Here is a 23,544-nt window from a genome sequence, read left to right as displayed (position 1 = left end):
ATTCGAGGTCGGATTCCACGGTTCCGCCTACGGAATCCCCCGGTTCATCTGAGGGAACGAACGCGCTAAGAGGTTCGTAAAACAAGACCTGCAGTGTAGTGGAAACACGGTTTAAGCGGTCTTAGAATCAAGTACAACTACACCGACCATGCCATTTCACTGACCACGAGTAGAACGACCGCACGGACGCCAACAGGACAGACGAACGCACTACTCCTATCCGGGTCCGAAGGCCGCGATATCGGCTCCTACTGTGGCCAGTGCGTCGGCGGGGTTCGGGTCGCTGTCGGCCAGATGCGTGTACTCGTGTTCCGGGATGCTCGCCAATGCGGTCCTGACGGCCTCGCTATAGGCTTCGACGCCCGGTTCCGTCGGGTCGTCGCCGCCCCAGACGTCTCGGATGACCGTCATCGAATCGATACGCACCTCCAGTCTCCGTGGCTCGTAGCGAGCCAGCAGTTCGGAGAGGCCGAGCCGGAGGGCGACGTACTCGGCGGTGTTGTTGCCCGTCCGGGAGCCGACGGGGCGGCCGAGACGAGCGAGTTCGTCCTCCGTTGCGTCCATGATGACCGCGCCCGCACCTGCGGGACCGGGATTGCCCCGCGAGCTACCGTCGACGTAGAGGACGAAGGTGTCGCTCGTCGACTCGGCGACGGGTGGCTGGGTGACCCCCGACGCCAGCAGGTCTTCGAGCGCCTGACGCAACTCGTCCGAGGTGGTCGCGGGGTCGAAGAGACCGCCGTAGCCGGGGACGGCGTCGTCGATGGCGTCGGTAGCGGCCGCCATCTCGTAACCGACGCCCGCGAGTACCTCGTCGACGAGCGCAGCGAGCGGCGAGAGGTGTTCGGCCGGAAGCGGGTCGTCGGTCACGCCACGTCCTCCTTCGGAATTCGGTTCCGCGTTCTCACACCGTCGCTCGCGGCTGTCCTCTTTGGCTGGTCGCACCACTGCATACGGGTCCTCGGTGGTCGAGCGGCATAATCCCTTCAGGTGGTACCGGTGGCCGGTCGTTTCGAATCGGTCGGTCCCGCGGGGTCCTCAGCGGCTGATACACGGGCAGATCTATGGCATTCGGTCTGGCTGTCGTCAGCGACGGTTCGGGTCTCCGACGTCGTTGTTCGAGTCTTCGCCGACCGTCTCTTGGACCTTCTCGATGCCTCGTTTGGCCTTCTCTTCGCTCACGCTGGTTCGCTTGCTGACCTGCTTCGCTATCTTGTCCTCGTGACCCTCGACGAGTCCGAGTAGCCGCCGGAGCTTCTGCATCAGGCCCATTATCTCTGCGTTTCGCCCGGGTACCCGAAAATGTGGTGGCCGTCGGTCAACGGAACGGTTGCACAGTCTACAGCGGTGCTAATGCAAGTCGAGTCACGGGACGAGTCTGACGCACTGCAACGTCTCAGATGTGAACTCGACGAACCGGGACCCTTTCGACGTAAACTGACTGAGAACTGCCGGACGTACTCTGAGACTCGTTGCACGACGACTAGCCCCGCGCTTGGCGACGACCGCGGGACAGTTCAGCGCTCGCTTTCGACTACCTTCGCAGCGGTCAGGACGGGGTCCCACGTCGTATTGAACGGCGGTGCGTACGCGAGATCGTAGTTTGAGAGTTCGTCGACGGTGATGCCTTCGGTCACTGCACCGACGAGCGCGTGGCTTCGGTAGACGGCACCCTCACCGTACTCGGAGACGAGACTGCCGCCGAGTACGCGACCGGACGGCCGATCGACGGTGAGCGTTACTTGCACGGTCCCACCTTCGGGATAGTAGCCAGCGCGAGATTTCGCCTCGATGGTCTCGGTCATCGGTTCGAAGCCGACCGCACGGGCCTCCTCGTGATTCAGAACCCCGGTCCGAGCGGCCTCCATCTCGAACGCCTTGACTGCCGCTGTCCCTGCGGTACCGCCGCCCTCCGTCGGTTCTCCTGCGACAGTCTGTCCGATTGCCCGGCCGTGGCGGTTGGCGGTCAACGCCAAGGGCACGTACGCTGGCTCGCCCGTGACGACGTGTTCGGTCTCCGCACAGTCGCCTGCCGCGTACACGTCCGGGAGGTTCGTCTCTCGGTACGTGTCGGTCGCGATGGCCCCCGTTTCGCCTAATTGAACGCCCGCGTCCTCGGCGAGGGCTGTTCGCGGGCGGACGCCGGTCCCGACGAGTACCATTTCGACAGGGACGCGTACGTCGTCGGTGACGACCGCTTCGACCCTGTCGTCGCCCGCGAGCGTCTCTACTTCCGCCCCGAGGTAGACCGCAACGTCTCGGTCGGCGAGGTGGTCGAGGACAGTCTCACTCGTGGCCTCGCTGAACTGCTTCAGAATACGGTCGCCGCGCTGGAAGAGGTGGACCTCGAATCCGTTGGCCGCGAGCGCTTCCGCCATCTCGATACCGATGTATCCACCACCGACGATGCCGACAGGTCCGGTACACGTTTCGAGGAACTGGCACGCAGGTCCCCTGTCGGGTTGCTGCAGATTGCCGTCGGCACGCGCCCGCCCCACGTAGTCACGGAGGTCTTTCCCGTCTGACATCGACCCGAGCGTGTAGACGCCCGTGTGGTCTACCCCGTCGATCGGCGGCGTTATTGCCTCTGCGCCCGTCGCAACGAGTAGGTGATCGTACTCCTGTCTCACCGCTCCATCGTCACTCCGTGCTGTGACGACCCGCTTCGAGGGGTCGATATCGACGACTTCGTGTCCGGTTCGGAGATCGATATCCCGTTCCTGACGGAACTCCTCGGGCGTGACCGAGACGAGATCTTCGAGGGAGTCGATCTCACCTTTGATATAATACGGGAGTCCGCAGGCGCCGTACGAAACCCACTCCCCCTGTTCGAAGACGACGACGTCGAGATCCGGGTCGTCCCGTTTCGCTTTACTGGCCGCTGACATTCCGGCGGCATCGCCGCCGACGACGACGAACGTTGGCACAGAACATGAATCGGGCGGCCGAATCATAAAGATGGGTCGGGCGTGCAGTTCGACTTCACACGGACCGGCGCGCGTCACCGCGATGAACCATTCACGTAGCAGGACGCTCGTGGAGTGAACGCATTTTACACCTCGCGAACATATTTTCAGGAGATTCCGGCGCGGACGGATACCGACAGCTTTCACCGCGCTCCGACTGTCTTACTCCACGTTCGACAGAGCTTCTGTCACAGCCTTCCGTGGTATATGTCTGTATCTAGTGGATGTGGCGAGCGTCTATAACAGGCGCCCGTTACAGACATCTGTTACAGATATGAGTGGCGGATTTCAATGACGATGTTCCGTGACAGTGTTCTATACCAGGTGACCTGCGCCAACTCAGTGTACACTCACCGAATACAGCACTGTGTTACAGCCTTCCGTGGTATATGTCTGTATTTACTGCATGTGGCGAGCGTCTATAACAGACGTCCGTTACAGGTGTCTGTTACAGAATTGAGTACCGAATTCCAATGACGATGTTCCGTGACAGTGTTCTCTACCAGACGACGTGCGTCAGTTTAGTGGACACTCACCGAATACAGAACTGTGTCACAGACTTCTGTAATAGGTGCCTGTAATAGATGTCTGTACTAGATGGTTTTAATTCCGTGAGGGCTACTACAATCGCCATACGTGGCGGGTTACAGAGGTCTATTACAGATGTATATGACAGAAAAGTATTACAGATATCTGCCCCGGTCGTCTGACACAGATTTATAGTACAGTGGGAGAAATCCGGCGGCATATGATAACGACTGTAATCTACTCCGAGTCGGGCGGGACGTACAAGACGACGATGACGGCTAACCTCGCCGTCGCGTTGGAGCGAATGGGTCAAAATACCCTCGTGATAGATCTCGACCCCCAAGAGGGGAACCTGACGAGTCTGTTCGACGCTGGCGAACACCGAAGCGAACGGGATGCGGACAATCTTGTCAAGCACATCCTCGACATGCCGGACGGTGACTTCGACGACTTGATCGAGACGACGGCCGAAGGCGTCGATATCGTCCCGAGCCACGACATGCTCGGGGACTTCACCTCGAATCTGGAGCAGAAGATATCCTACGAAACCGGCATGCAGAACATGAGTCGCGACGAGTACCCCCGGTTCGAACTCCTCCACGAGTTACTCTGGGAGAAACAGGAACTCCATCAGGAGTACGACGCGGTTCTCATCGACCCCAACGCGCGGGCGGAAGACCTGCTCTACAACGCGATTTTCGCACTGCGGACGCTCGTCGCGCCCGTCAAGCCCGCCGGAAAAGGCAACCTGAGTCTGGAAGGACTCGAAGAACTCGTCGGCAACATGGAGACCCAACTGGACATCGAAATCGGGCTCTCCTGCGTCGTCCCCTCGGGCGTCGGCCAAACGAACGCTCACCGCCAGTACCAGCAGCAGTTCGAGGACACGGAGGCGTTCGCCACGCCAGTTACCATCGGGAACCGGGAGAGCCTCATGGACGCGATGTGGGAGGCGAGGGGGTCGGCGTTCAAAGTCGTCGAAGAGCGTTGGAAGACCTTCGAGCGAGACGGCGAGATGGTGAGTGAACCGAGCCAACGGCGAGTACGCGATAGAGAGATCGAGACGCTGGAGAGACTGTACGAACTCGCCCGATTCGTCGCAGTGGACACGTTCGACACCGACGTCGATCCGGTGTTAGAACTCGACATTCAGGAGTTCGAGAACCGAACCATCGACCTCCGAGAGGACGAGGAAACGGAGGCGACCGCATGAGCAACTTCAAATCCGGCTCCGGAAACCTCGATTTCGGCGGTGACGACGACGAGAACGGCGACGAAGACGACACCACTGCGGAAACGGCAGAGACACGTGAAGAGGAAGACGGCGAGTCCAAATCGACTCCGACCGAACAGTCCGCGTCGACATCGTCGGGCAGGTCCTCGACAACGTCGCCGAGTGGAACGTCGTCGGAGAGCGAGGACAGGTCCGAGCAATCGACGACCGGGCGAGTTTCAGCGCGGGAGTCCGGTGAGTCTGCTGCCTCCGCGGACGAGTATCCGTACTTCGTCCGGCGGAGTAACGTCGGCGACGAACGGGACACGCGTCTCGAGATCCACGTCCGGGACAAGGTCGCCGACCGGGAGGCGGAGTTCCGGGGTGAACTCGCCGACCTGCTCGGAACGAGCGAAGTCTCGAAGACGGACGCACGGGAGTTCGCGCTTCTCGCGGCGTTCCAGAACCCCGAGCGCATCGCCGAGTTGATGGAAGACGAGGGATTCGGCACCCTCGAGTGACCCCCGGAGAGGGGAGGGCCAATGGGACGAGAGCCAGCGCCTCGAACAGTACCGCTCTCTCCCCCGACCGACGCCGAAGCAGTCAGATGCTGGCGGGTCTGAGACTGCCACCGGCGACGATGAAGAACGCGAAGGTTCTCTCGACCCACCGACGGCGCACCACCGCCAGAACTCCGTCGTCACGATAGGAGAACCGCCGTGACGGACGCGGTGACATCAGTACAGTCGTCCGCGAACCTGTTCGTGACAAGAGTTTCGTGACGAGCGTGTCCAGTTCCGTCCACATGACCGGAGAGACACTCGACCTCCGCGACGTGCCGCCGCCGGAACGCCACCCCGAAGGTTTTCGACGCGTTCGACGAACTCGACAGCGGTGAGGCCCTCACGCTCGTCAACGACCACGACCCGAAACCGCTGTACTACCAGATGCAGACCGAAGTCGAGTCGTTCGACGCGGACGAATACGTCGTCGATAAGATCGGACCCGACCAGTTCATCGCCACGCTGCGCAAAGAGTGACAGCGGCCCGATGCGGCGACACGACGCCGTCTGCGACCCTCACGGACAGAATCCGATTTCTATTTCGGCCGTACCCGTGACGTAGTGGAGTCGTCCGACGTACCTCCGTACGTCTGTGCCGACCTGCGCGATACCGAATGTGTCTGCAGGCCTGACCACATCGAGAGACGTGCCGTAGAACGACTCACTCGGCTCGACGACGGCGAGCGCCGTCACCAGCAGGTCGAAAGTGTCGAGAGAATCACCGTCGGCCAGTCGCTCCCGCTGCATTCGGTCGGTGTTCTATGCACTGTAGGGTGCGTTCTGCGGTCGGCTGTCGGTCACTCGTGGTGGATTTCGAGGTACGTCGTGTACTCCTTTCTGAGGAGACCGCTCCGGTTCGTCTCGATTCCCAGAAGTTCGTGACCAGTCTGTGCCGCCAGTTGAGGGTACTCCTGTTTCGCCCGCTTGTCCGTACTTTGAATTCGCAGTATCGCACCGTCTTCGAGGTCCTCCAGTGCGCGCTGGACGCGAGCAATTCCGCTCGCACAGCCGCGTCCCCGATTGTCGACAGTCGTGTCGGGTTCGACGTCCGGACCCGTCTCGGGGACTTCGGACTCAGTCATCGGCTTCGCCCTCCGCCGAACCGCCCGACGGTCGTCCGTTCCCGAGGTCTTCGAGTTCGCAGACGCCGTCGATAGGCGAGCAGGCCCGCCACATCGGGCAGAGCTCGAAGATGACGACCAGTAGACCGATGCACCCGATCTTGGCGAGGACGGCAAGCCCCACAGGATTGCCGAGGTAGTTCCCCACGGAGAACTCGTGTCGGGGGCGGCGTGGCGCGATGGAACGAATAGATCAGCCAGCGAAACTCAACTCCGGGTCGCGGTCGATAGCTCCTGCTCGGCTCTGGAGAACAATATGTTGTTCTCTCGATGGACGTGCATGTGGGTGTCTCGTTCGAGTTCTTCGAGACGGGCGAGCATGTTGCGGTAACTCGGACAGGCGTCGTCCGGGACCGCGTATCCGTCGGTCAACGCCTCGATCTGCTCGAGACGTGCCGCGGTCTCCTCGTGGTCGTCCTCGAAGTCATCTATCTCCTCCCGGAGCGTCGCCGCTTCCGACTCTGTGAGTGGCTCGCCGCGGTCGAGTTTCTCGACGAGCAAAAACGCCTCGTCTTCCTCCTCGGAGATGTGCGTCTGCATCGCCTCGGCGAGGTCGGAGAACTCCTCCCCGACTCGCTGCAGTTCCGGGTGATTCTCCCCGTGGACGCTCACGACCTTCCGAACGAGGTCCTCCAGTGCTGGAAGCTCCTCGCGGAGATACTCGTGGTGTTCGGAGACGATGTAGTCGACGAGGTCCGACATCGTTTCCCAGTCCTGTTTGCCGTCGCTGTCCTTCACTGCCGCCAGTTCGTCACGAACCGCGGACAGTTCGAGTCCCGATCCTGCACACGCGGTTTCGAGGGAGGCGTCTCCCCCACAACAGAAATCGATGTCGAAGGACTCGAAAACGCGGGCGAACTCCGGGTTCTCCTCGACGAGGTCGGCGAGACTCCGTTCCGCATCAATTGTTGTCGTAGTCATTCGAATCACCTCTCCTGTACTCGTACTGTTCTCTCGGGGTGACATAGGAATTCACCCGAACAACTCCGAGGCCGTCACGTCTCCCTCCGAATCCGTAGCTGGGACATCCGGACCCGAACGTTCAAAACGGCGCTTTCGTGGTCTCGGATGTCGAGGAGTCGTTCTCGATAACGTCCGCCTTCCCGATTAGGACTCTGAACTCGCCGGGTTCTTGCTGCCGGTACTCCCATCGGAACTCGCTCCCGGTTTCCGCTTCGAACTGGTGATAGAGCGGTTTCGGGTCGTGGTCGTTCACCAAGACGAACGCCTCACCCGACTGAAGTTGCTCGTACGCCTCGAAAATCTGTTGGTGGCGCTGGGCGGGCGGCAGGTCCCGAACGTCCAGTTCCTCCGTCACGTCCATCGACTCGTCGGTTGACTGCGACGGAGCTTCGTCGTCGGTACTCGACTGGCCTCCTTTCGTGATACGGACGCGACAGCGGCCCGGCTCTTTGTCTCGGACCTCCCACGAGAACGACTGTCCGTATCGCTGTCGGAACTCCCGGTGGAGCGGACGGGGTTCGTGCGGGGCGGTTATCTCCATCGCGTTGCCGTCTTCGAGGTTCCCGTACCGGTGATGAATCGTCGGATGTCGCTCCTGTTTTGGGATTTCACGAACGTCGAATTTCGCCTGTACCTCGTCGTCGTCTTCCACCTCACCTTCGTCGGTCTTGCGTATCTCGACCGTCCACTCTTGGGAGTCGCGGTTCGTGTACTCCCACTCGAAGATGTCGCCGCGGGTAGAGCGAAGTTCGTGGTAGAGCGGCTTCGGGTCGTGGTCGTTCACCAGGACGAACCCTTCTTCCGGGTCGAGTAGCTCGAAGGTTTCGAGGAGTACCGAGTGGCGCTTTCGCGGCGGCATCTCCCGCACGTCGAACTCGGTCAGGGCAGTTCCTCCCCCAGCGCGCTCCGATTTACTCACGCGAATCTCCCATACCTCCGGTCCTGCATTCTCGTACTGCCAATCTAGCGTCTCGCCACGTTTGATTTGGTACTGGTACAGTGCCGCCTCGACATCGTGGTGGGCCACGATAGTCACCGTCTCACCGGTGGGGATGTCCCGCAGGTCCTCCCGGATTTGCTCACGGCACTCGTCGGCCGTCCGCTCGCGAACGTCGATTTCGGATACCATCGTCTCTACTGAGGAGGTCGAACCGTCCGCCAATAGGTTCTCTCCCGAATGAATTCGGCCGATAGTCCAAGTGACTCAGCAGCTATTTATCACGGCAGAAAGGAGGCTGCTTGGAAGGATGGCGCAGATTCGTACCAGCCAGCGGGAGGCTGACAGAGAGGATTAGCCTTCGGACATGTCCGTTACTGCCATTCCGATTCCATATGTCAGTGAGACTAACGCGACACCGAACATGAGAAGCCACAAGATAAGGATGAGGTTAAACGGAACAGTCCTCACTCCCTCGGGGAGGACGCGCTTTACTGCGATCTTATCTGTAACGATCGGGTGGTAGACCAACTGTGCGACCATCATAACGAGTCCGGTGGTGGCACCGAAGGCAATGGTCCACCAACTCCCGCCATCGTAGGGGGTCTGTCGGAGGACACTGACATAGTCGATCATGAGCGTAACCCCGATGAAGTACAGGAGACAGATGGTAATAGAGACTACAGAATAATCCAGTATCAGAAAATGCGAGCATAGGCCGAGACATATCCCGACAATCCCACCAACGAGTGCTGCTCGCTTCGTTGGCGGATTTCGAGTTGCCTTCTTGGATGCTGAAGACGGAGTGGAGTGGTTTGATCGATCGGGTTCCATCTGATACTCACCAGCTATTGTCGCGGAAATAGGTTCGGGAGATACCGTTCAATATGCAGAAAAATAAATGTGATTGAGATAAAAGAACCGATCTTCTATAGCGTCACGAAAGACTACATCTCTCGAACGACTACATCTTGGGAGGATTAACTATTAAGCCCCCGGTCGGCCTTCCTGTCTACTAGATATCTTGACCCAGTACCAACCCACTCACACTCTCATCGTGAGCTATCCGATAGAGGGTACACCACGTCATGAGGAGGTACTATTTGCGGTCATCCAAGCAGCGTCGTCCTTCGCGGACCGAATCGTCCTATCGATCGAGACGGGAACAGTAGCCGACGACTACCCGTCAATTATCCAGGAGTTGGACGACACCTTCTCGCAAACCGGTGGCAGTGATGCTGTACGGTATGACGCTCACGTGTCTGAGAGGTCACTAGAAGTGATCAAATCACTTCTGGAGATGTCTGGGGGTGCCCGCATCTTTGGTATACGGAAAATTGAACTCGTACGCGACTCCGAACCGTGTCTTCGGTATGTTCCCGAACACGAAGCTTTCACGATGAATGGCGATTCGTCCGATGAAATCATTGATGCAGTCCAAAACGCGATTGACGTCGAACCGGCAGTGGTTCTCCCGAATCACCTACTGGTGGAATGGGAAGTCACCGGTACGGAATATAGTATTTCTCCACCATCTCTCTGTGTTGGGAACGTCTGCTATGGCCTCTCTCGACTCGCATCGGTCGAACCGCGTCCGGAGCAGTTGGAAATCGACCTACGATGGTACGAGTCAGAACAAGGCCAACTCGGGCAGGCAATTAGTTGGGCTGCTTCAAAGATCGGTTTGACACGACCAGACACGCTCCGCTTTGAATCGACAGCGGAACTCTCCGACGCTGTAGAGATACTGCAAACAGTAACAGCAGGAACCGGGAAAGACGTACTCTAACTGGAATCCCTTCTCGGATACGATGCTCACGGTCTGCGTGGACGAAGACGACTTCCCCGCGGCGGCCGAGAGTCAGGTTCAATCATGGGTGCGGACCGCGACGACGATTCGCCTCGACAAGTACCGGAACCACGGGTTGGTGGACATCATCCGGGGGCGCGTTGAGGCGGGGCTGCTGCATGGCGCGGCCGCGGCAACGCGCCCGATGAACGGTAGGCCTGAAGACAATTGAAGAGTTAAAGGATGAACTGCAGGAGAAAAGAATCAACAGAATAGCCTAGGAATTTCCGAGACGTGTCTATTGATAATCGCACATGGGTTATAAGTAGTAAACCTGTGACGACTGATTGATGGCAACAGCAGAGAAAACGCAAGAGACCGCTGGAAGGGATATCGAGGACTATATGCTGAAAGGTGAGGAGGTGTCATACTCCTTCAAACACCGTCCGACCGGGCTTATCCCGTGGCTGAAATCCCTGTTCGGATACGGTGAGAGTCACTGGTACGTGACGAACGACCGGCTACTCAAACACGACAAGATCGCCGGTGGATTCGGATTTCGAGAAGTCCCCCTCGAGAACATCACGTCTGTCGAGTACGGTCGGAAAATAGACCTCCAGACGCTGGCCCTCGGAATCGTGACCGCCCCGATCCTCATTGGAGTCCTAATTATACTCCTTGCCATATTCCGTCGACCGCAGGTTCTCGAACTACACATTTCGGGTGGGAAAAACCTCTCCGTCGAAATCTCGAAGGGGACCGACATCAAGGAGATCCTCTGGTACTTGCCTACTCAGCGGAAGATCGACTCCGAGAAACTCCGGTCATAGACACACTCAGCGAAGATTTCGCGGTCTCATCCTCAGCGACTCTCGTAGAGGAATTTCAGGTTCCTCACCAAAGCCTTGCTGCTGGCATAAAGGGGTATGTAGGCGGGAAATATAGAAAATTGAGATGATTAACGGGCTTACGGAGTAAGTCGGAGCCGGGGATGGCTATAAAGTCTGCTGATGACTACAGGATCCCTCATTAATTTATACTATAGAACCAGACGAACACCGTACAAGAAGGTCAGAGACCAAAATAGACCTGTGAGGATAGGTAATGGAAGATCCACCGGTAAACGATATCCAAGGAAATGTAGATATCCCTCTTGTTGGCTCTCCTTTACTTCTGAGTTTGCAGAATAAATACCGAGAATACAGCTATGGTCACTCAGATTTTCTTCTAAGGTCAGAATTGTTTCTTTCCACCAAGTGATCGTCCTGTACGCCTTTATGTTTATGTATGCCCACGTCATGGAAAAGAAAGTCCCAAAAACACCAAAAACTAAAACGAATATCGGATCCAAATCACTTAATGTTAAAGCGCTCGCCAGCGTTGCTTGAAGAAAAATGGCAATGGAGTTTCTCGTCCAATACATTTCCCGTTGTCTTTGAAAGATATCGACCGCACAGGTGTATATCTCGGTCTCAAGCTCTTGTGCAGTCTCAATGTCCCCCGCTCTTCCATCTTCGGAGGCCATAACAGCTATACTATCAATGTAGATTTACTAAACTCTCAGCATCCCTCTCCTCCCCTAGAATACCAATACTTAGCACGGTTATTCGCATAGCAAAACTTGATTTGTGCGACTGCTACTCCCGTCCTATAATTTTGTTCAACTATCGTTGTTCTCCCATTAATTCACCTCAACCCCGACAGCAAGATACTTCCAACCTTTATTCGTGAATTTGTAACATCCCTCTTGGGCGTATTCAACGAGGCCGTTCACAAGGAGTGCAGCAACTCGCTTATTGGCGTAATTCCGTGTACATCATGCATTGATAACAATCTCTGTAGGAGAGAAGATTAGATCACTATCCGCGAGCGTCTCACTGTAGCGATGTGGCGCGGGGGAGATACTGACCGCGAAAACGCCCCGATGGGTCCAGCACCGAGACAGCGTCCGCCCTCGCGGCAACTCACACACCCGGAGAGCAGACAGTATGTCAACGGAACCGACCACTACTAAGAGTGTCGAACCGAGTGAAAAGAAGTCGCCGACCGGCGACCCGTGGCGCTACCGCTGCCCCAACGTCCACTTCTCGTGGGTGGGGTTAGCCACCTCGGACGAGTACAAGTGCAAGACTTGCAGGCTACGCTTCCCCGAAGAAGAACTCCTCGACCTCCGCGAGGCGAGCGCCGACCCATGATTACCGACGCCCGTGCGCTCCGCCTGATCTTCGTCCTGTCGGAACTACATCACCGTGACGGCGAACTTGAACACTTGTCGAGTTACCTCAAGCCAATTCGGATGAGCCTCTCTGACGAGAACGCGCTCATCACCAGCCCCTTGAGGTCGGGCAAGACCACGCTCGCCCAGTACAACGTCGGCCAGCTCAAAGCACCACGCTCGACGTCCGGACCGGCTACGTCAACTGCATTTCGGACCGGCGCAATGCACGCCCTGCTTCGGGACGCCGGAATCGGTCGGGACATGTTGCTCACGTCCGCCTCGACCAGTCGGTACCTCGCTCGACTCCCATACCTCGACGAAGTGGACGTGCTGGCCGACCGCGACCCTCCTCGTGTCGCTCTACGAGTAGCCGAACATTACGATGCTCACGGTCTGCGTGGACGAAGACGACTTCCTCGCGACGCGGAAAGCCGTGTACAATCATGGATACGGACCGCGACGAAGATTCGCCTCGCCAAGTACCAGTACGGCGAACGCGTGGACATCATTCGCGGCCGCGTCGAGGCGGGCCTCCAGCATGGTGGGGCTGATGACGCGATGATGCACTGCATTGCGGACCTCGCGGCCGGGGACGCGCGCTTTGGTATCGCGTTGCCAGTATTTGGTAAGTCCGCTGATTGTGTTGCTGGCCCTCCTCCCAACGGTGTACGCAGTCTGACTCGTCAAGAAGGTCAAGCGACAGTACGATATCCTGGATGGGATGCAAACAGGTGCTGGCTACGCGGGCAGACCGTGACGGTTGGGCTACTCGTGGTAGGGTTCTTCGCCGCGGTCTGGGTAACGCAAGGATTGTTGGCGTTTCCGTGGTTTGAGGGTGGGATGAATACGTTGTCGCACTTCGTTGGGCTTCTTGCGGGAATCGGGCAATCCAAACTAGTGATAAATAACCGAAAGAACTAGTAGGTGGAATATTTTATTACTGATATGGCCATCACCGCTACGGCAGACGATACATGCCTCAAGATTGACCTTCCGAGTGATCGGGAATACGAACGTCCTGAGGACGCTGAGCTAGACGGGGCACTCGTCGAGGCTGTTCACCGAGCAGAGGATGCAGAGAACGAGTTCCTCGCTCAGTTACTCCGGAAGGAACTGAAGTCTCACTATTACGAAACTCGGTGAAGCGTCGATCTCGAAGTCTGATTCTCATATTTAATCCGCTAGATTTTTATTAGTAAGGAGATACTACCGCTCTCCATGTCGGCAAGTGAGCAGGATGCCAAAGAGGAAGTCAAAGACATCATCCTTGACCATCGAGGGTCAGACGACCAAATCTCGTCCCGAGAGATAAACGACCAGATCGGAGTCGACGATATCGGTTCGTTTCCGAATACCCGAGCGATCATCCGAGAACTCGTTCTCGAAGACAACATCCCGATTGCTTCTGGAGGAAACGGCTACTATGTAATTGAGACCGAGGACGAATTGAAAGAGTACATCGACAGTCTCGAAAGTCGAATGCTCAGTATCGCCGACCGGAAATACGGGATTCGTCGAGCGGCACAGGACTGGGATGGGAGATCAAGTCTTCTGAGGATGCGGACATCTTGTAGGCTACTCCCATAGGCTTGGGTAAATTGACGCTGGCCGAAGTCGGCGAGGAGTACGCCGACCTAGAGCAGGACCTCTTGGAGGTCGCGGCGCTGATGTGCAACCTGCCGGAGGTTGAGAACGAGTGAGACACGTACACTAACCGTCCGCGCCGCCGCGTGAGATTCCCCAAATCGCCGCGAGATCACCGTGGTCACCATCAGTGTAGTCCTCATAGAGACCGGCCGAGACGCCCTGAATGACCGTCTGTTGGAGGTGTTTTTAGGCGTTGTCGTTCGAGACAGGTGCGAGAAATATCTGAGTTTGGTCGGTCATGTCGAGAGCATCACGTAGAAGGCAGAAAAATCGTCCGAAGCGTCGGACCCTCAACCAGAGTATTTATACTGGTTCTTTGTTGGAGATTCAATGATGGTAGACGATAGTGAACCCGATGGCGAAGTAGACTGGGTTCAGAAATTTAAAAAGAGACAAGCTAAACCCACGCACGAGGAGTGGTACGTTCAATTCCGGGACGATACGTATACCGACGTTATAAGCAACGAACAAGTCCAATATAAAAACCATCTCGTCCACGTTCGCTGGACCGAGGGATACGAAGACGAAAAGACGGTGCGGGTGGTCTGTAATCGGACACTCGACCCTACCGAAGGGGAATTGGTATCGGTGGAAGAACTTGAGAGGGAGGATCTCAGTCGGATGTGCGCTAACTGCGGTGATACATTACGGAGTAAACTGAGCGAACAACCAACTTCTGAATAGTAGAAATCCTACTCTCCACGGCTACAACGCCTTCAAACGCGATATTTACTTTCTGCTCACCGACTACGCCGACCTTTCGAACCACGGCCTCGACGACGCGCTTGACGAGCTGTACGCCTTGGGCGTAAGTTAGTCAAGCATCTGGTGTTCGTCATCAACGGGGTGGACGTGCTGGCCGACCGCGACCTCCTCGTAGAGCGACACGAGGAGCCGAACATCACGACGCGGCCGACGACGTAACGGCGATATCTGTAATCGTTAGAACGGTACGAATTGGTCGAGTAGGTCGGGCGGAAGCGGGGGATGTTTTCCTGGTACTGTAGGCCATAGGAGTCTATTGCTTGGATTTCTTGAGTCCTGTACTAATAAGACGAATATGCGGATTCTGGAGGACGATAGGCCCATCGGGTTAGAGCCTTCACAGCACCATCTTTCTGTTCGTAGTATTCCGACCGAAATGGTTTCTCCTCAGAATCGGAGAACCATTTAGCTTGGAATACACCTCCCTCTTTCTGGAATTCTACAATAAACGTCTCAGTTTCTCGCTCCCATTCGTATACGATCTCATCCTCAGTGAACGTCTGACAGGTATACTGTGAAACAGTTTGATCACCAATCGTCGAGAGATCTAACTCATCCAGCACATCTAATTGAAATCTAGAATATATGTGTGTTGCAGGAGGTTTGAGTTTTTGTGGCACTGTCTAGTTTTCCTCTTCAGCTGGCGTGCGTTCATCGAGTGCTTGGTGCGGTCGCTGGAAATTATAGTAATGGACGAACGACGCAAGCCACTGGCGGACGCTCCGCCGACTGCCCACCCACGACGCATGGAAGCGGTCGATCCGCATTTTGAGGGTATGAAACCACTTTTCGATCTGGTTTCGGTCGGTGTAGTCGAGCCGACCGCTCAATCCTAATCGAGGGAGGGCAGTCAGATAGCCAAAGCCATCAACTAGAAACACAGCCTGTGAACAGTCGTGTTTCTGGGTGAGGCCGTGGAGGAACGCAGCCGCCGGATCGGTGCCTCGTCGTCCAAACAAGGCAACATCGAGCAGCACCTTCGTGTCGAGGTCAATTGCAGCGTACACCCAAGACCACTCGCCGTTAATCCGGACAGCGGTCTCGTCGACCGCGACCCGCGTCGGCGTCGCCGACGGCGGGTCGCCAACGCTGTCAGCCAGCCGATGTACCCAGTTCCAAACCGCTCCATGCGTCCGTTCAACGCCGAGAAGTCCAAGAATTGCTGCTGTTTCTCTGAGCGAACAGCCAGCAGCGTGGAGACGGACGGCGACGCCCGTCAGGGCGTTCGCCGTCCGCTCCCGCTGCCAACATTCAAGAGTAGCCGTATCTAACGTCTCTTTGAGCAGGTTTGCGGCTTGCATGGACACAACCGCTACAACCTGCTCACTTCTCAAACCACGCTAACTAGACGGTGCCGAACAGTCGATTTAGTGATCAATTTTGGTGTCGGCCTCGTGTTGGGCTACGCGCTCTTCCGGTCGTTTCTTCCAGCCTTTCTTGTCGCAGGAATCGTGTACATTTCCTCGTCAGCAATCATCTCCAAGTCCCTGATTGACCTTGGCTGGATTGCTAACGATGAGGCTGGTCCCTTACTCGGTACACTCGTCTACGAAGACCTTGTCATCGCAATTTACCTCGTTATCGTTTCCGCACTTCTCCTCGGTGGTGGCGATGTAACTGAGGCGATTCAGTCAATGGGAATCGCAGTGGGATTCATCGTCGCGCTAGTTCTTGTCGTTTACTTCGGTACTCCGTTTTTCCAATGGATCCTCGACGCGGACTCCAACGAATTTGTTGTTCTCCGCGCCGTCGGGATTACTGTCGTGATTGCCGGCGCGGCTCTTGCGCTTGGAGTGAGCGAAGCGGTTGCCGCGTTCTTCGTCGGAATGGCGTTTTCTTCAACCGATCACGTTCAACAGCTTGAACAGCTCCTTGAGCCGATTCGCGACGTCTTTGCCGCAGTGTTCTTCTTCTGGATCGGGTTAGTAACCAATCCGCTACTGTTCGGCGATGTAATTATACTCATTCTCGGTGCCGTTCTCGTGACAACACCGACAAAGCTCCTCAGTGGCTATTTGGGAGGCCGAATCTACGAGTTAGATGCACGTTGTTCGACACGAGTAGGCCTTGGAATGACCACACGCGGAGAATTCTCACTCATTATAGCCACGTTAGCTCTTTCAGGTGCAACGCTAGCTGATGATGTATCCTAGATGATATATGCCTTTACCGTTGGTTATGTGCTCGTTATGAGTGTTGTCGGGACAACGCTGATGCAATACTCGGACGTGATGGAGTCGATTATCGTTCCTCGCATAAAGTAGTGAAACGTGGACAACTTGCCGACGATTGAGATTCAAGCCTGTAACACTAAAGGACGTTTCGCAGTACTGTCTAATAGATTTCAATTAAACGTGGTGGAACCGGAGTCAGTTGGAAATCAACGTTTTCGAGACACCTACCAGCGGAATTGACAGAGAATCCAATCTTGTACCGGTTATTTCTCGATTAACCCCGCACCGGAATCACATTATCATACTACTTATAAACGCTGTCGAGATTGCTCGTCGTTCTTGACTACTCCACTAATCTAAGCCCACTTGTTGCAGGAGACAATCGACATTCCCCCGAATTGTTGCTCTGTTCAGTGCCGCAATTACGGTCGTTCGATATCGACCATGTCTTCTACCAACCAACCTCGACCCTGGCCGGGGCTGTTCAGAAAACCCTGAACGTTTCTTGCCAGGAGTTCATCGCCGGCCGTTCGTTAATCGTGAGCACGGTACTTCACGTCGCTATCCAACCGCCAAACCATTGTGGCATCCCCCATTAGTGGAAAACACAGTTGTCAATCCCTCTGGGAAGCGGATATTGACCTGATTCAGCTCTGGAGTAGCATGCAGGCCATAGAGCCGAGATTGACGAGGGTGCCTCGGTGTTCATCAGGTTCGCCGTTCGCCACGCTCGCCGACGAGGTCCTCTCAGATGTCGGCTAAAAAGTAGCGACCACTAGTGACGCTATCAACGACGCTGTCCCCGCCTCCGGCGGTCGACCGTCAGTGGGAGAACCCAAGGGTTAGTCGTGGTGAGTGGCCAGAAACGGACCTGACTGGCGACGCTGGACCGCTCACGAAGACCTACGGTCATCCAGCACGACTTAGAATCGTCGAGACGGCGCTCGCCCATCCCGACCAGGCTTTCAACGTCCGTGAACTCGCCACTGAGTCCGACCTCGCTGTCTTGGATGCTCCCGCACTCTGGACGCGGGCAAGCGTATTCTCCGCAGCTGGAAGCGAATCCACAGCTTCCATTTCGGGTCGCTCGCCTCAAGAAGGGAACAGTCTGCTTGAGACAAGAGAGCATCCGTTTCTATAGTCCCGTCCAATGCCGTCAGTGAAACCATAGTTCGGTGTAGCCACTTGGTCAGGCGTCAACGCCAGCGCTTGCCGAGAATTGCACACGTCTTGCGAACCCCCGTGTACACAAATATACGACTTAGAATGAACGACCGACGCGACCGGCGGGCGGTGATTTTTCACTCAGGCGACCGTCGGCCCACTCGTGGAGACCCATCGAATCCCACCGAAGAGCGGGAGTGCGTTCGCGGTCAACGCCGGGGAGACGTTCGAGGTCGTCACGCCGGAATCGCGACAGGTCGCCGACCTCGTGGCGTTCGTCCGCGACGACCCCGCGGAGAGGTTCGCCCAGTCGTACACCCGCGACTGCAACGGCAAGCTCCGCATCTCGACCGGAGACGCGCTCTACACGACGGCGGGCGAGAAGTTGCTTACCATCACCGAAGACGACTGCGGCGTCCACGACATCATGTTCGGCCCCTGCACCGACTGGATGCTCACCGACCGCCCGACCAGCGAAGGGTATCAGAACGAACCCGGCGGCTGTCGGGAAAACCTCTCGCTAGCGCTCGACGCCTACGGCCTCGACACATCGGTCCCCGATACGATGAACCTCTTCCAGCACTCGACGGTCACCGATCAAGTGTATTTCGACGTGCGCGAGAGTCCCGCCGAGGCTGGCGACGCGGTGACGTTCCGAGCAGAGCGGGACGCGATAGTCGCGGTCTCGGCGTGTTCGGCGAAGGGCGTCGCCAGCGGAACCACGCTCACGCCCATCGACCTGCGAACCCCCGACGGAACCGTGGTCGACCTCGCTTCCGTCCACGACGACCGGCCGTAAGCCATCGTCCTCGCGGCCCGGTTCGACGGGCCGGGAGTTTGATTCAGTCGCCGACTCTAGTACGGTTGTGAGCAGTCTCCAGACGAAATCTCAGATCGAGTCCGCCATCGACGACGGACTCGCGGAGTGGAAGACCCGACGCTACCGCGCGTTTCACGAGACGATGACCGACGAGGAGATGCCGTATCCCTGCTACTTCGCGGTCGACGCCCACCAAGAAGGCGACCTCCGGTACCTGTTCGCGCCCGCCGCGACCACGGAGGCCGGGAAGGAAACGGTTGCCGACGGACTCGCAGACTACCTCGACGAAGCGCCGGACATCGCCGACGTCACCGCGCTGGCCATCTTTTTCGAACCGCAGGAGGAAGAGCACTCGGTCGCGGAGTACCGAGACGAGGTTTGGGAGCTTCTCGCGTACCTCCACCGTCACGACCCGGAGCCGTGGCCCGAGGACGTACCGAGCGACCCCACCGACACCAGATGGGAGTTCTGTTACGCTGGCGAACCGATGTTCGTGGTGGCCCGCACGCCGGCCTACGAGCGGCGTCACAGCAGGTACACGCCCCACGGTCTCGAACTCACGGTGCAGCCGAGGTGGGTGTTCGACGGACTCGGGGGTGACACCGAGGCGGGTCAACGCGCCCGCCGAATCATCCGCGAGCAACTCGCCGACTACGACGACGTTCCTCGACACCCGGACATCGGCGACTACGGCGACCCGGACGTCCACGAGTGGGAGCAGTACGTGCTTCCGGACTCGAACGACGAGCGGTTTGACGAATTTCCCGTCTCCGACTGGACCGCCTGACGCGAACTGCGGCCCCACCGCTCTTCGACCATGGATCCAGCGGTTGCTTCAGTCCCCGAGTCCGGCGCTCGCGGGTTCGCCGACTTGGGGCCGGGTCACGTCGCGGTCGGTCTCCTCGCCCTCGATGTCGTATGGGTACTCGCCGGTGACACACCCAATGCAGAGTACGTAACAGAGAAATCATAGGCGAGAACCTGTCTCGATAAACAGAACAGGTTAGTACTTATCGCTAAGGCTCTCGCCTGTACTCGTCCCCGAGGTGGCCACTACCGACGCTATCTCCAACTCCAGCAGTCTCTTCGCCCCTCGGTAGGAGAACCCAAGGGTTAGTCGCGGTGAGTGACCAGAAACGGATATGACTGGTGACGCTGGCCCGCTAACGAAGACCTACGGCCATCCAGCACGACTTAGAATCGTCGAGACGGCGCTAGCCCATCCCGACCAAGCTTTCAACGTCCGCGAACTCGCCACTGAGTCCGACCTCGACGAGTCAACCGTCCATCAACACAAAGACTTCCTCGTTGATCTCGGCATCCTCGACCGCGTGTCCCTCGGCCGCATCGACGGCTACCAGCTAGCTGACTCGGGGCTTGCTCGGGTCGGTCAAGAATGGCGAGACCTCCATCACGATCGACTCAACGCCCTCGAAAACGACACCGAAACCGCCATCGAGGACTTCTACGGCATCGCAGAATCATAAATAGATTCGGGGGAATTCGGTGAGGGTTTTCACTAACTGCTGTCAAATTCCATATTTCATGCATTAATAGTATTACAGTAGGTGAGTATACTCCGTGTGCAATGCAATCGAAACTAGCCACACTCGGACGGAACCACCCAAAAGTAATGAGTACCATATTCACAGCGTTCCTTCTGATAGCGCAATTCCTGCTAACCACCGATATCAGCCCACTAGCGGATACGCACCCCGGCCCCTAAATCAAATCAGACGCTGAAATTTCGTCGCTCCAGTACCGCTCTTCGTCGTAATCAACAGGTATGATGTCCCCTTCCAGTATTTTGTCGAGTTCTGACTTAGAGAGGTCGAACGTGTCAAGTTTGCCGCTTACTAAATAGCGAGTCTTTGAGTCGATACGTAATTTTATAGCAGAACCAAGTCCATGGCTCGGTGATACGAACGTAGAAACCTCCGATTTGAATATGCCATCTTCAACTTCCAAGATACGGAGATAAAGTGGAACCCCGCTTTGTGAGTTGCAGAGTGAGAGTGTGGCGTTGCCGATGGTGAGCCAGTTGGTGCCGGAGAGGAGGTGGGTTTGGAGGACGGTAGTGCTGGTGTGGAGGGTGTGGCCTGCGGCGAGGAGGCGGGCGAGTTGGGTGCCGGCGCGTGTGGCGACGGTGTCGGCAACGTCGGAGAGCGTGATGATTCCGCCGAGGCTTCCGGCCTCGACGAGCTGGAGGCCTTGCTCGTAGGAGTCGCACGCGTTCAAGAGGAACGCTTTCACCGAGACACTCGAAAGCACCTCTGTGTCAAGGTGGTCGTCTGGACAAACAATACCGTTGTCGGTGACGTGGCCGATGTAGTGGAGGAAGTCCGCATCCTGTTCGAGCAATGCCCGTAACTCCCCCGTTTCAACATCGGTGTGGACGGTGATATCGAACTGGTGTCGTTCGTTCAATTGGTAGTACTCTGAGACAGCGCGTTCGGCCTGCATCGCGGAATCGTTGCAGACGACGTGAATCTGGATTGGTGACGGGTCTGGGTCAACGTCGAGACTGCGGTGGAGTGACCCAGACGTGAGTTTGTTCACGCCAACCGGTACCCCATCTCCGACCCATGCCCGACCAACCGAGTCGAACGACACCGGCTCCGGCGTCACAAACCTACTCGACACACCCTCTGACCCTGACCCCGAACCAGCGTTGGAGTCGGTGCGTTGGAAGTCCGTAATCACGTCCGGTGTCGGCGTCGCTGATCCCGACTGGTCAGGAGTCGTCCGGACAACGGCTAACTCGTTAGCGAGAAACGGCATCGCGTCGAGACTCGATATAGACGGATCGACATCGACGGTTAACGGCCACGCCGGAATCACATCCGCGACCGCGTCATACGGCACGTCGAGATACTGTTCAAGCCGCGCTGCCAGCGGCAGTTCGTAGAGCCAGCCAACATCCACGTCCAGTCGCTCCTCCAGTCGGTGGCGTTCATGCAGCGCAATCTGGTAGTAGCCTTCCGTCCGCACCACACAATCCAATACGAACACCTGTCGGAGGACACGCCCAACCCGCCGCTCATACCCGATATCTCCCGCTAAATCATACGTGAACCCATTCTCTGTCACCAGTTGTGGGTGGGTGCCCGGCACGACCTCCGCGCCGAGATAGTACGCCAGCGATACCGCCGGATACACGTACTCATACTCGGGAGGCATCTCCACCCGAACCCCCGTTTCTGGCCGCTCGATGCCGTCCGGCACTGCAAACACGTCCCCCGTCTCGATCAATGGCGGGTGCCCACGCAACGTCGGAAACGACCGCTCCGGCGATGTCGTCTTCAACGCCGACCCCAACAACGACACCGCCCGCATCATAGCCTCCGGACGCTCTGGCGTCGTAATCGTTCCCGCTGGCTGGTCATGCAACGACCGCACCCCAACCTGTACAGCAACCACCCCGTCAAACCGAACCACCACCCGTGAATCCTCTCGCGTAACTACCAGCGGACACCCAACCCGCAGATAGAGCTTCGTCGGCGCACTATTGATTTCGAGTGTCCGCGCTCCCTCAACCCGAAGCCGTCCATCCGACGGGTCAAACGTCTCCGCCAACCCATCCTCGCCATGTAGGTAGATACTCGTCAACTCCGGCACCACCACCCGACTCGTCGATATCTCGACTGCATTCCCAACCGGAAACCGGAACACGTCCGGCGAGACTGACACCGGCTTCACTGGCGACGCCGTCCACAGATCAAACTGTGCGCTCTCAATCGGATCGACAACTCGAACGCCCGGCCTGTCGTCCAACGCCGTCACCGTCGGCGCCATACCTACAACGACACCCACTTCGTCGTAATCTCCTCATCGGGAAGGTGCCACCGTTGCTCGACACACTCTTGCTGTGACCGCAACTCGATATGTGCATCGAACAGTCCGACATCAAGCAGTTCACTGGCGCGCGTGCTGTCACCTCGGAGCTGACAGTACAACGTCCCATTCACAAGCCCGACGTACTTCGAGACCGCCTGCACAAACCGCCGCACACCACGCCCATCCGCCCAGTCACTAAACTGGCCGAGCGATTGCACCCCAACACGAAGATCGTTATCCGCTAACTCGAACTCGTCACTTAAGTCGGTGATCGCGTCGAGAACAGCCTCCCGTAGCGTCGCGAGGTCGTCCGCACTACCAGCACGTCCTGCCGATGCAGTACTCCGCGCTTGCTCGCCGGTTACCACGCGAACCGAGTCCATAGCTGGCGAGATACCTGCAGGCAGCAGTTGGCCGGGAGTTGACAGCTGATACGGCGACACCAACACCTGCTTGCACGTCTGATTTCCGAGCGACAGCGACAACTGTTCGGCAAACCCCGCTGAGTCCACTGTCCCCGTGACAAGAATACTGCACCCTGTCTGCTTCAATTCCTCAAGACGCTGTGCAAACACTCGCGCAGTTTCCTCACCACCCCCACGAAACAACCGGCAGCTACCACGGGTTAGTTTCATACTACGGAATCCAAACTCTATAACTTAATCTTATATATTCTATTTGTCGAATACGCTCGAAGTACTCTCCAACTCGGGTGCGTTGAGAACAGTTTACTGGTTCATCGTGGCACCACTCCCCCTCTTCGATGTGTTTGATACATTCCAACCCCACTCAAGTGGCGAGATTCTATGGGCGCCTTTCCCCAATTCGGGTATCTACGA

General features: G+C 57.2%; 27 protein-coding genes and 2 pseudogenes. 15 read left to right on the top strand and 14 right to left on the bottom strand.

Translation table 11 applies throughout. The features are described 5' to 3' along the window. Positions 1–216: 216 nt before the first annotated feature. The 3 genes from M0R89_RS22910 to M0R89_RS22900 all read right to left on the bottom strand — a co-directional run bounded on the left by M0R89_RS22910 (position 217) and on the right by M0R89_RS22900 (position 2,954). Positions 217–870 (bottom strand): ribonuclease HI family protein, encoded by a 654-nt coding sequence (locus M0R89_RS22910; RefSeq protein ID WP_248653247.1) that lies wholly within the window; start codon positions 868–870, stop codon positions 217–219. Positions 871–1,086: 216 nt separating this feature from the next. After that, a complete protein-coding gene (locus tag M0R89_RS22905; protein ID WP_248653246.1) occupies positions 1,087–1,272 on the bottom strand; it encodes a hypothetical protein in 186 nt (61 codons plus the stop codon). Between the two features lie 245 nt (positions 1,273–1,517). Further along, a complete protein-coding gene (locus tag M0R89_RS22900) occupies positions 1,518–2,954 on the bottom strand; it encodes an FAD-dependent oxidoreductase (protein ID WP_248653245.1) in 1,437 nt (478 codons plus the stop codon). A gap of 760 nt (positions 2,955–3,714) precedes the next feature. On the opposite strand from M0R89_RS22900, the gene M0R89_RS22895 reads away from it, so the two are divergent. Next, positions 3,715–4,707 (top strand): ParA family protein, encoded by a 993-nt coding sequence (locus M0R89_RS22895; RefSeq protein WP_248653244.1) that lies wholly within the window; start codon positions 3,715–3,717, stop codon positions 4,705–4,707. After that, the gene (locus M0R89_RS22890) at positions 4,704–5,228 is read left to right on the top strand and encodes a DUF7970 domain-containing protein (RefSeq protein ID WP_248653243.1); all 525 of its coding nucleotides are present in this window, start codon (positions 4,704–4,706) and stop codon (positions 5,226–5,228) included. The genes M0R89_RS22895 and M0R89_RS22890 overlap by 4 nt, the downstream gene beginning before the upstream one ends. Before the next feature lie 82 nt (positions 5,229–5,310). Here the strand turns inward: M0R89_RS22890 and M0R89_RS23365 are convergent, their stop codons facing one another. Next, complete coding sequence (locus tag M0R89_RS23365; RefSeq protein ID WP_256478586.1) at positions 5,311–5,445, bottom strand: hypothetical protein; 135 nt, start codon at positions 5,443–5,445, stop codon at positions 5,311–5,313. Positions 5,446–5,512: 67 nt separating this feature from the next. Here M0R89_RS23365 and M0R89_RS22885 point away from each other — a divergent pair. Further along, positions 5,513–5,747 (top strand): annotated as a pseudogene (locus tag M0R89_RS22885) (DUF2249 domain-containing protein). Between the two features lie 39 nt (positions 5,748–5,786). Here M0R89_RS22885 and M0R89_RS22880 read toward each other — a convergent pair. The 6 genes from M0R89_RS22880 to M0R89_RS22855 form a co-directional block, all read right to left on the bottom strand. Continuing rightward, entirely contained in the window at positions 5,787–6,017 is a 231-nt protein-coding gene (locus tag M0R89_RS22880) for a hypothetical protein (protein WP_248653242.1), read from the bottom strand. 50 nt (positions 6,018–6,067) lie between these two features. Next, the gene (locus M0R89_RS22875; RefSeq protein ID WP_248653241.1) at positions 6,068–6,352 is read right to left on the bottom strand and encodes a sulfurtransferase TusA family protein; all 285 of its coding nucleotides are present in this window, start codon (positions 6,350–6,352) and stop codon (positions 6,068–6,070) included. Then, entirely contained in the window at positions 6,345–6,539 is a 195-nt protein-coding gene (locus tag M0R89_RS22870; protein WP_438267706.1) for a hypothetical protein, read from the bottom strand. Before M0R89_RS22870 ends, M0R89_RS22875 begins: the two co-directional genes overlap by 8 nt. Before the next feature lie 59 nt (positions 6,540–6,598). Beyond that, the gene (gene ric / locus M0R89_RS22865; RefSeq protein ID WP_248653240.1) at positions 6,599–7,312 is read right to left on the bottom strand and encodes an iron-sulfur cluster repair di-iron protein; all 714 of its coding nucleotides are present in this window, start codon (positions 7,310–7,312) and stop codon (positions 6,599–6,601) included. A 121-nt stretch (positions 7,313–7,433) separates the two neighbouring features. Beyond that, positions 7,434–8,483: a DUF2249 domain-containing protein gene (locus M0R89_RS22860; protein WP_248653239.1), complete on the bottom strand. Its 1,050-nt coding sequence runs from the start codon at positions 8,481–8,483 to the stop codon at positions 7,434–7,436. A gap of 162 nt (positions 8,484–8,645) precedes the next feature. Further along, a complete protein-coding gene (locus M0R89_RS22855) occupies positions 8,646–9,125 on the bottom strand; it encodes a hypothetical protein (protein ID WP_248653238.1) in 480 nt (159 codons plus the stop codon). A gap of 223 nt (positions 9,126–9,348) precedes the next feature. Between M0R89_RS22855 and M0R89_RS22850 the strand changes: the two genes are divergently transcribed. The 3 genes from M0R89_RS22850 (at position 9,349) to M0R89_RS22840 (ending at position 10,910) form a co-directional block, all read left to right on the top strand. Next, positions 9,349–10,080, top strand: coding sequence for a hypothetical protein (locus M0R89_RS22850; protein WP_248653237.1), 732 nt, complete (start codon positions 9,349–9,351; stop codon positions 10,078–10,080). A gap of 37 nt (positions 10,081–10,117) precedes the next feature. Then, complete coding sequence (locus M0R89_RS22845; RefSeq protein WP_248653236.1) at positions 10,118–10,312, top strand: hypothetical protein; 195 nt, start codon at positions 10,118–10,120, stop codon at positions 10,310–10,312. Between the two features lie 118 nt (positions 10,313–10,430). Beyond that, positions 10,431–10,910 carry a hypothetical protein gene (locus tag M0R89_RS22840; protein ID WP_248653235.1) on the top strand — a complete coding sequence of 160 codons (480 nt, stop codon included), beginning with the start codon at positions 10,431–10,433 and terminating at the stop codon, positions 10,908–10,910. Between the two features lie 209 nt (positions 10,911–11,119). On the opposite strand, the gene M0R89_RS22835 is transcribed toward M0R89_RS22840, so the two are convergent. Then, on the bottom strand, positions 11,120–11,605 hold the full coding sequence (locus M0R89_RS22835) for a RipA family octameric membrane protein (RefSeq protein WP_248653234.1): 486 nt from the start codon (positions 11,603–11,605) through the stop codon (positions 11,120–11,122). Positions 11,606–12,068: 463 nt separating this feature from the next. Here M0R89_RS22835 and M0R89_RS22830 point away from each other — a divergent pair, with 463 nt between their 5' ends. The 5 genes from M0R89_RS22830 to M0R89_RS22810 all read left to right on the top strand — a co-directional run bounded on the left by M0R89_RS22830 (position 12,069) and on the right by M0R89_RS22810 (position 14,629). Next, positions 12,069–12,275 (top strand): hypothetical protein, encoded by a 207-nt coding sequence (locus M0R89_RS22830; protein WP_248653233.1) that lies wholly within the window; start codon positions 12,069–12,071, stop codon positions 12,273–12,275. Then, the gene (locus M0R89_RS22825; RefSeq protein WP_248653232.1) at positions 12,272–13,219 is read left to right on the top strand and encodes a Cdc6/Cdc18 family protein; all 948 of its coding nucleotides are present in this window, start codon (positions 12,272–12,274) and stop codon (positions 13,217–13,219) included. The genes M0R89_RS22830 and M0R89_RS22825 overlap by 4 nt, the downstream gene beginning before the upstream one ends. Before the next feature lie 24 nt (positions 13,220–13,243). Then, positions 13,244–13,441, top strand: a complete 198-nt coding sequence (locus tag M0R89_RS22820) for a hypothetical protein (protein WP_248653231.1) — start codon at positions 13,244–13,246, stop codon at positions 13,439–13,441. A 75-nt stretch (positions 13,442–13,516) separates the two neighbouring features. Then, positions 13,517–13,885, top strand: coding sequence for a hypothetical protein (locus tag M0R89_RS22815; RefSeq protein ID WP_248653230.1), 369 nt, complete (start codon positions 13,517–13,519; stop codon positions 13,883–13,885). Between the two features lie 390 nt (positions 13,886–14,275). After that, complete coding sequence (locus M0R89_RS22810; protein WP_248653229.1) at positions 14,276–14,629, top strand: hypothetical protein; 354 nt, start codon at positions 14,276–14,278, stop codon at positions 14,627–14,629. A 704-nt stretch (positions 14,630–15,333) separates the two neighbouring features. Here the strand turns inward: M0R89_RS22810 and M0R89_RS22805 are convergent. Then, a complete protein-coding gene (locus M0R89_RS22805) occupies positions 15,334–16,011 on the bottom strand; it encodes an IS6 family transposase (protein ID WP_248653228.1) in 678 nt (225 codons plus the stop codon). A 57-nt stretch (positions 16,012–16,068) separates the two neighbouring features. Here M0R89_RS22805 and M0R89_RS22800 point away from each other — a divergent pair. From M0R89_RS22800 to M0R89_RS22785, 4 genes and pseudogenes are all read left to right on the top strand, one after another. After that, positions 16,069–16,974, top strand: a pseudogene (locus M0R89_RS22800) (cation:proton antiporter); the annotation flags it as partial. 1,237 nt (positions 16,975–18,211) lie between these two features. Further along, entirely contained in the window at positions 18,212–18,847 is a 636-nt protein-coding gene (locus M0R89_RS22795; RefSeq protein WP_248653227.1) for a DUF1989 domain-containing protein, read from the top strand. A 67-nt stretch (positions 18,848–18,914) separates the two neighbouring features. After that, positions 18,915–19,655, top strand: a complete 741-nt coding sequence (locus M0R89_RS22790; protein ID WP_248653226.1) for a YqcI/YcgG family protein — start codon at positions 18,915–18,917, stop codon at positions 19,653–19,655. Between the two features lie 355 nt (positions 19,656–20,010). Further along, the gene (locus M0R89_RS22785; RefSeq protein ID WP_248653225.1) at positions 20,011–20,355 is read left to right on the top strand and encodes a winged helix-turn-helix domain-containing protein; all 345 of its coding nucleotides are present in this window, start codon (positions 20,011–20,013) and stop codon (positions 20,353–20,355) included. 235 nt (positions 20,356–20,590) lie between these two features. On the opposite strand, the gene M0R89_RS22780 is transcribed toward M0R89_RS22785, so the two are convergent. Then, positions 20,591–22,663, bottom strand: coding sequence for a hypothetical protein (locus tag M0R89_RS22780; protein ID WP_248653224.1), 2,073 nt, complete (start codon positions 22,661–22,663; stop codon positions 20,591–20,593). Positions 22,664–22,665: 2 nt separating this feature from the next. After that, complete coding sequence (locus M0R89_RS22775) at positions 22,666–23,340, bottom strand: DUF7504 family protein (protein ID WP_248653223.1); 675 nt, start codon at positions 23,338–23,340, stop codon at positions 22,666–22,668. Between the last annotated feature and the right edge of the window lie 204 nt (positions 23,341–23,544).

Origin of the sequence: Halorussus limi, from assembly GCF_023238205.1 — an archaeon.
Classification (GTDB): Archaea; Halobacteriota; Halobacteria; order Halobacteriales; family Haladaptataceae; genus Halorussus; species Halorussus limi.
The sequence above is the reverse complement of the archived record's forward strand: the minus strand, read 5'-3'. Positions and strand labels throughout refer to the sequence as shown.

Bases quoted from the DNA above. Each gene is read 5' to 3' on its own strand.
- M0R89_RS22905 (WP_248653246.1), bottom strand. From the start codon at position 1,272: ATGGGCCTGATGCAGAAGCTCCGGCGGCTACTCGGACTCGTCGAGGGT.
- M0R89_RS22900 (WP_248653245.1), bottom strand. From the start codon at position 2,954: ATGATTCGGCCGCCCGATTCATGTTCTGTGCCAACGTTCGTCGTCGTC.
- M0R89_RS22895 (WP_248653244.1), top strand. From the start codon at position 3,715: ATGATAACGACTGTAATCTACTCCGAGTCGGGCGGGACGTACAAGACG.
- M0R89_RS22890 (WP_248653243.1), top strand. From the start codon at position 4,704: ATGAGCAACTTCAAATCCGGCTCCGGAAACCTCGATTTCGGCGGTGAC.
- M0R89_RS23365 (WP_256478586.1), bottom strand. From the start codon at position 5,445: ATGTCACCGCGTCCGTCACGGCGGTTCTCCTATCGTGACGACGGAGTT.
- M0R89_RS22880 (WP_248653242.1), bottom strand. From the start codon at position 6,017: ATGCAGCGGGAGCGACTGGCCGACGGTGATTCTCTCGACACTTTCGAC.
- M0R89_RS22875 (WP_248653241.1), bottom strand. From the start codon at position 6,352: ATGACTGAGTCCGAAGTCCCCGAGACGGGTCCGGACGTCGAACCCGAC.
- ric (WP_248653240.1), bottom strand. From the start codon at position 7,312: ATGACTACGACAACAATTGATGCGGAACGGAGTCTCGCCGACCTCGTC.
- M0R89_RS22860 (WP_248653239.1), bottom strand. From the start codon at position 8,483: ATGGTATCCGAAATCGACGTTCGCGAGCGGACGGCCGACGAGTGCCGT.
- M0R89_RS22855 (WP_248653238.1), bottom strand. From the start codon at position 9,125: ATGGAACCCGATCGATCAAACCACTCCACTCCGTCTTCAGCATCCAAG.
- M0R89_RS22840 (WP_248653235.1), top strand. From the start codon at position 10,431: ATGGCAACAGCAGAGAAAACGCAAGAGACCGCTGGAAGGGATATCGAG.
- M0R89_RS22835 (WP_248653234.1), bottom strand. From the start codon at position 11,605: ATGGCCTCCGAAGATGGAAGAGCGGGGGACATTGAGACTGCACAAGAG.
- M0R89_RS22830 (WP_248653233.1), top strand. From the start codon at position 12,069: ATGTCAACGGAACCGACCACTACTAAGAGTGTCGAACCGAGTGAAAAG.
- M0R89_RS22825 (WP_248653232.1), top strand. From the start codon at position 12,272: ATGATTACCGACGCCCGTGCGCTCCGCCTGATCTTCGTCCTGTCGGAA.
- M0R89_RS22820 (WP_248653231.1), top strand. From the start codon at position 13,244: ATGGCCATCACCGCTACGGCAGACGATACATGCCTCAAGATTGACCTT.
- M0R89_RS22815 (WP_248653230.1), top strand. From the start codon at position 13,517: ATGTCGGCAAGTGAGCAGGATGCCAAAGAGGAAGTCAAAGACATCATC.
- M0R89_RS22810 (WP_248653229.1), top strand. From the start codon at position 14,276: ATGATGGTAGACGATAGTGAACCCGATGGCGAAGTAGACTGGGTTCAG.
- M0R89_RS22805 (WP_248653228.1), bottom strand. From the start codon at position 16,011: ATGCAAGCCGCAAACCTGCTCAAAGAGACGTTAGATACGGCTACTCTT.
- M0R89_RS22785 (WP_248653225.1), top strand. From the start codon at position 20,011: ATGACTGGTGACGCTGGCCCGCTAACGAAGACCTACGGCCATCCAGCA.
- M0R89_RS22780 (WP_248653224.1), bottom strand. From the start codon at position 22,663: ATGGCGCCGACGGTGACGGCGTTGGACGACAGGCCGGGCGTTCGAGTT.
- M0R89_RS22775 (WP_248653223.1), bottom strand. From the start codon at position 23,340: ATGAAACTAACCCGTGGTAGCTGCCGGTTGTTTCGTGGGGGTGGTGAG.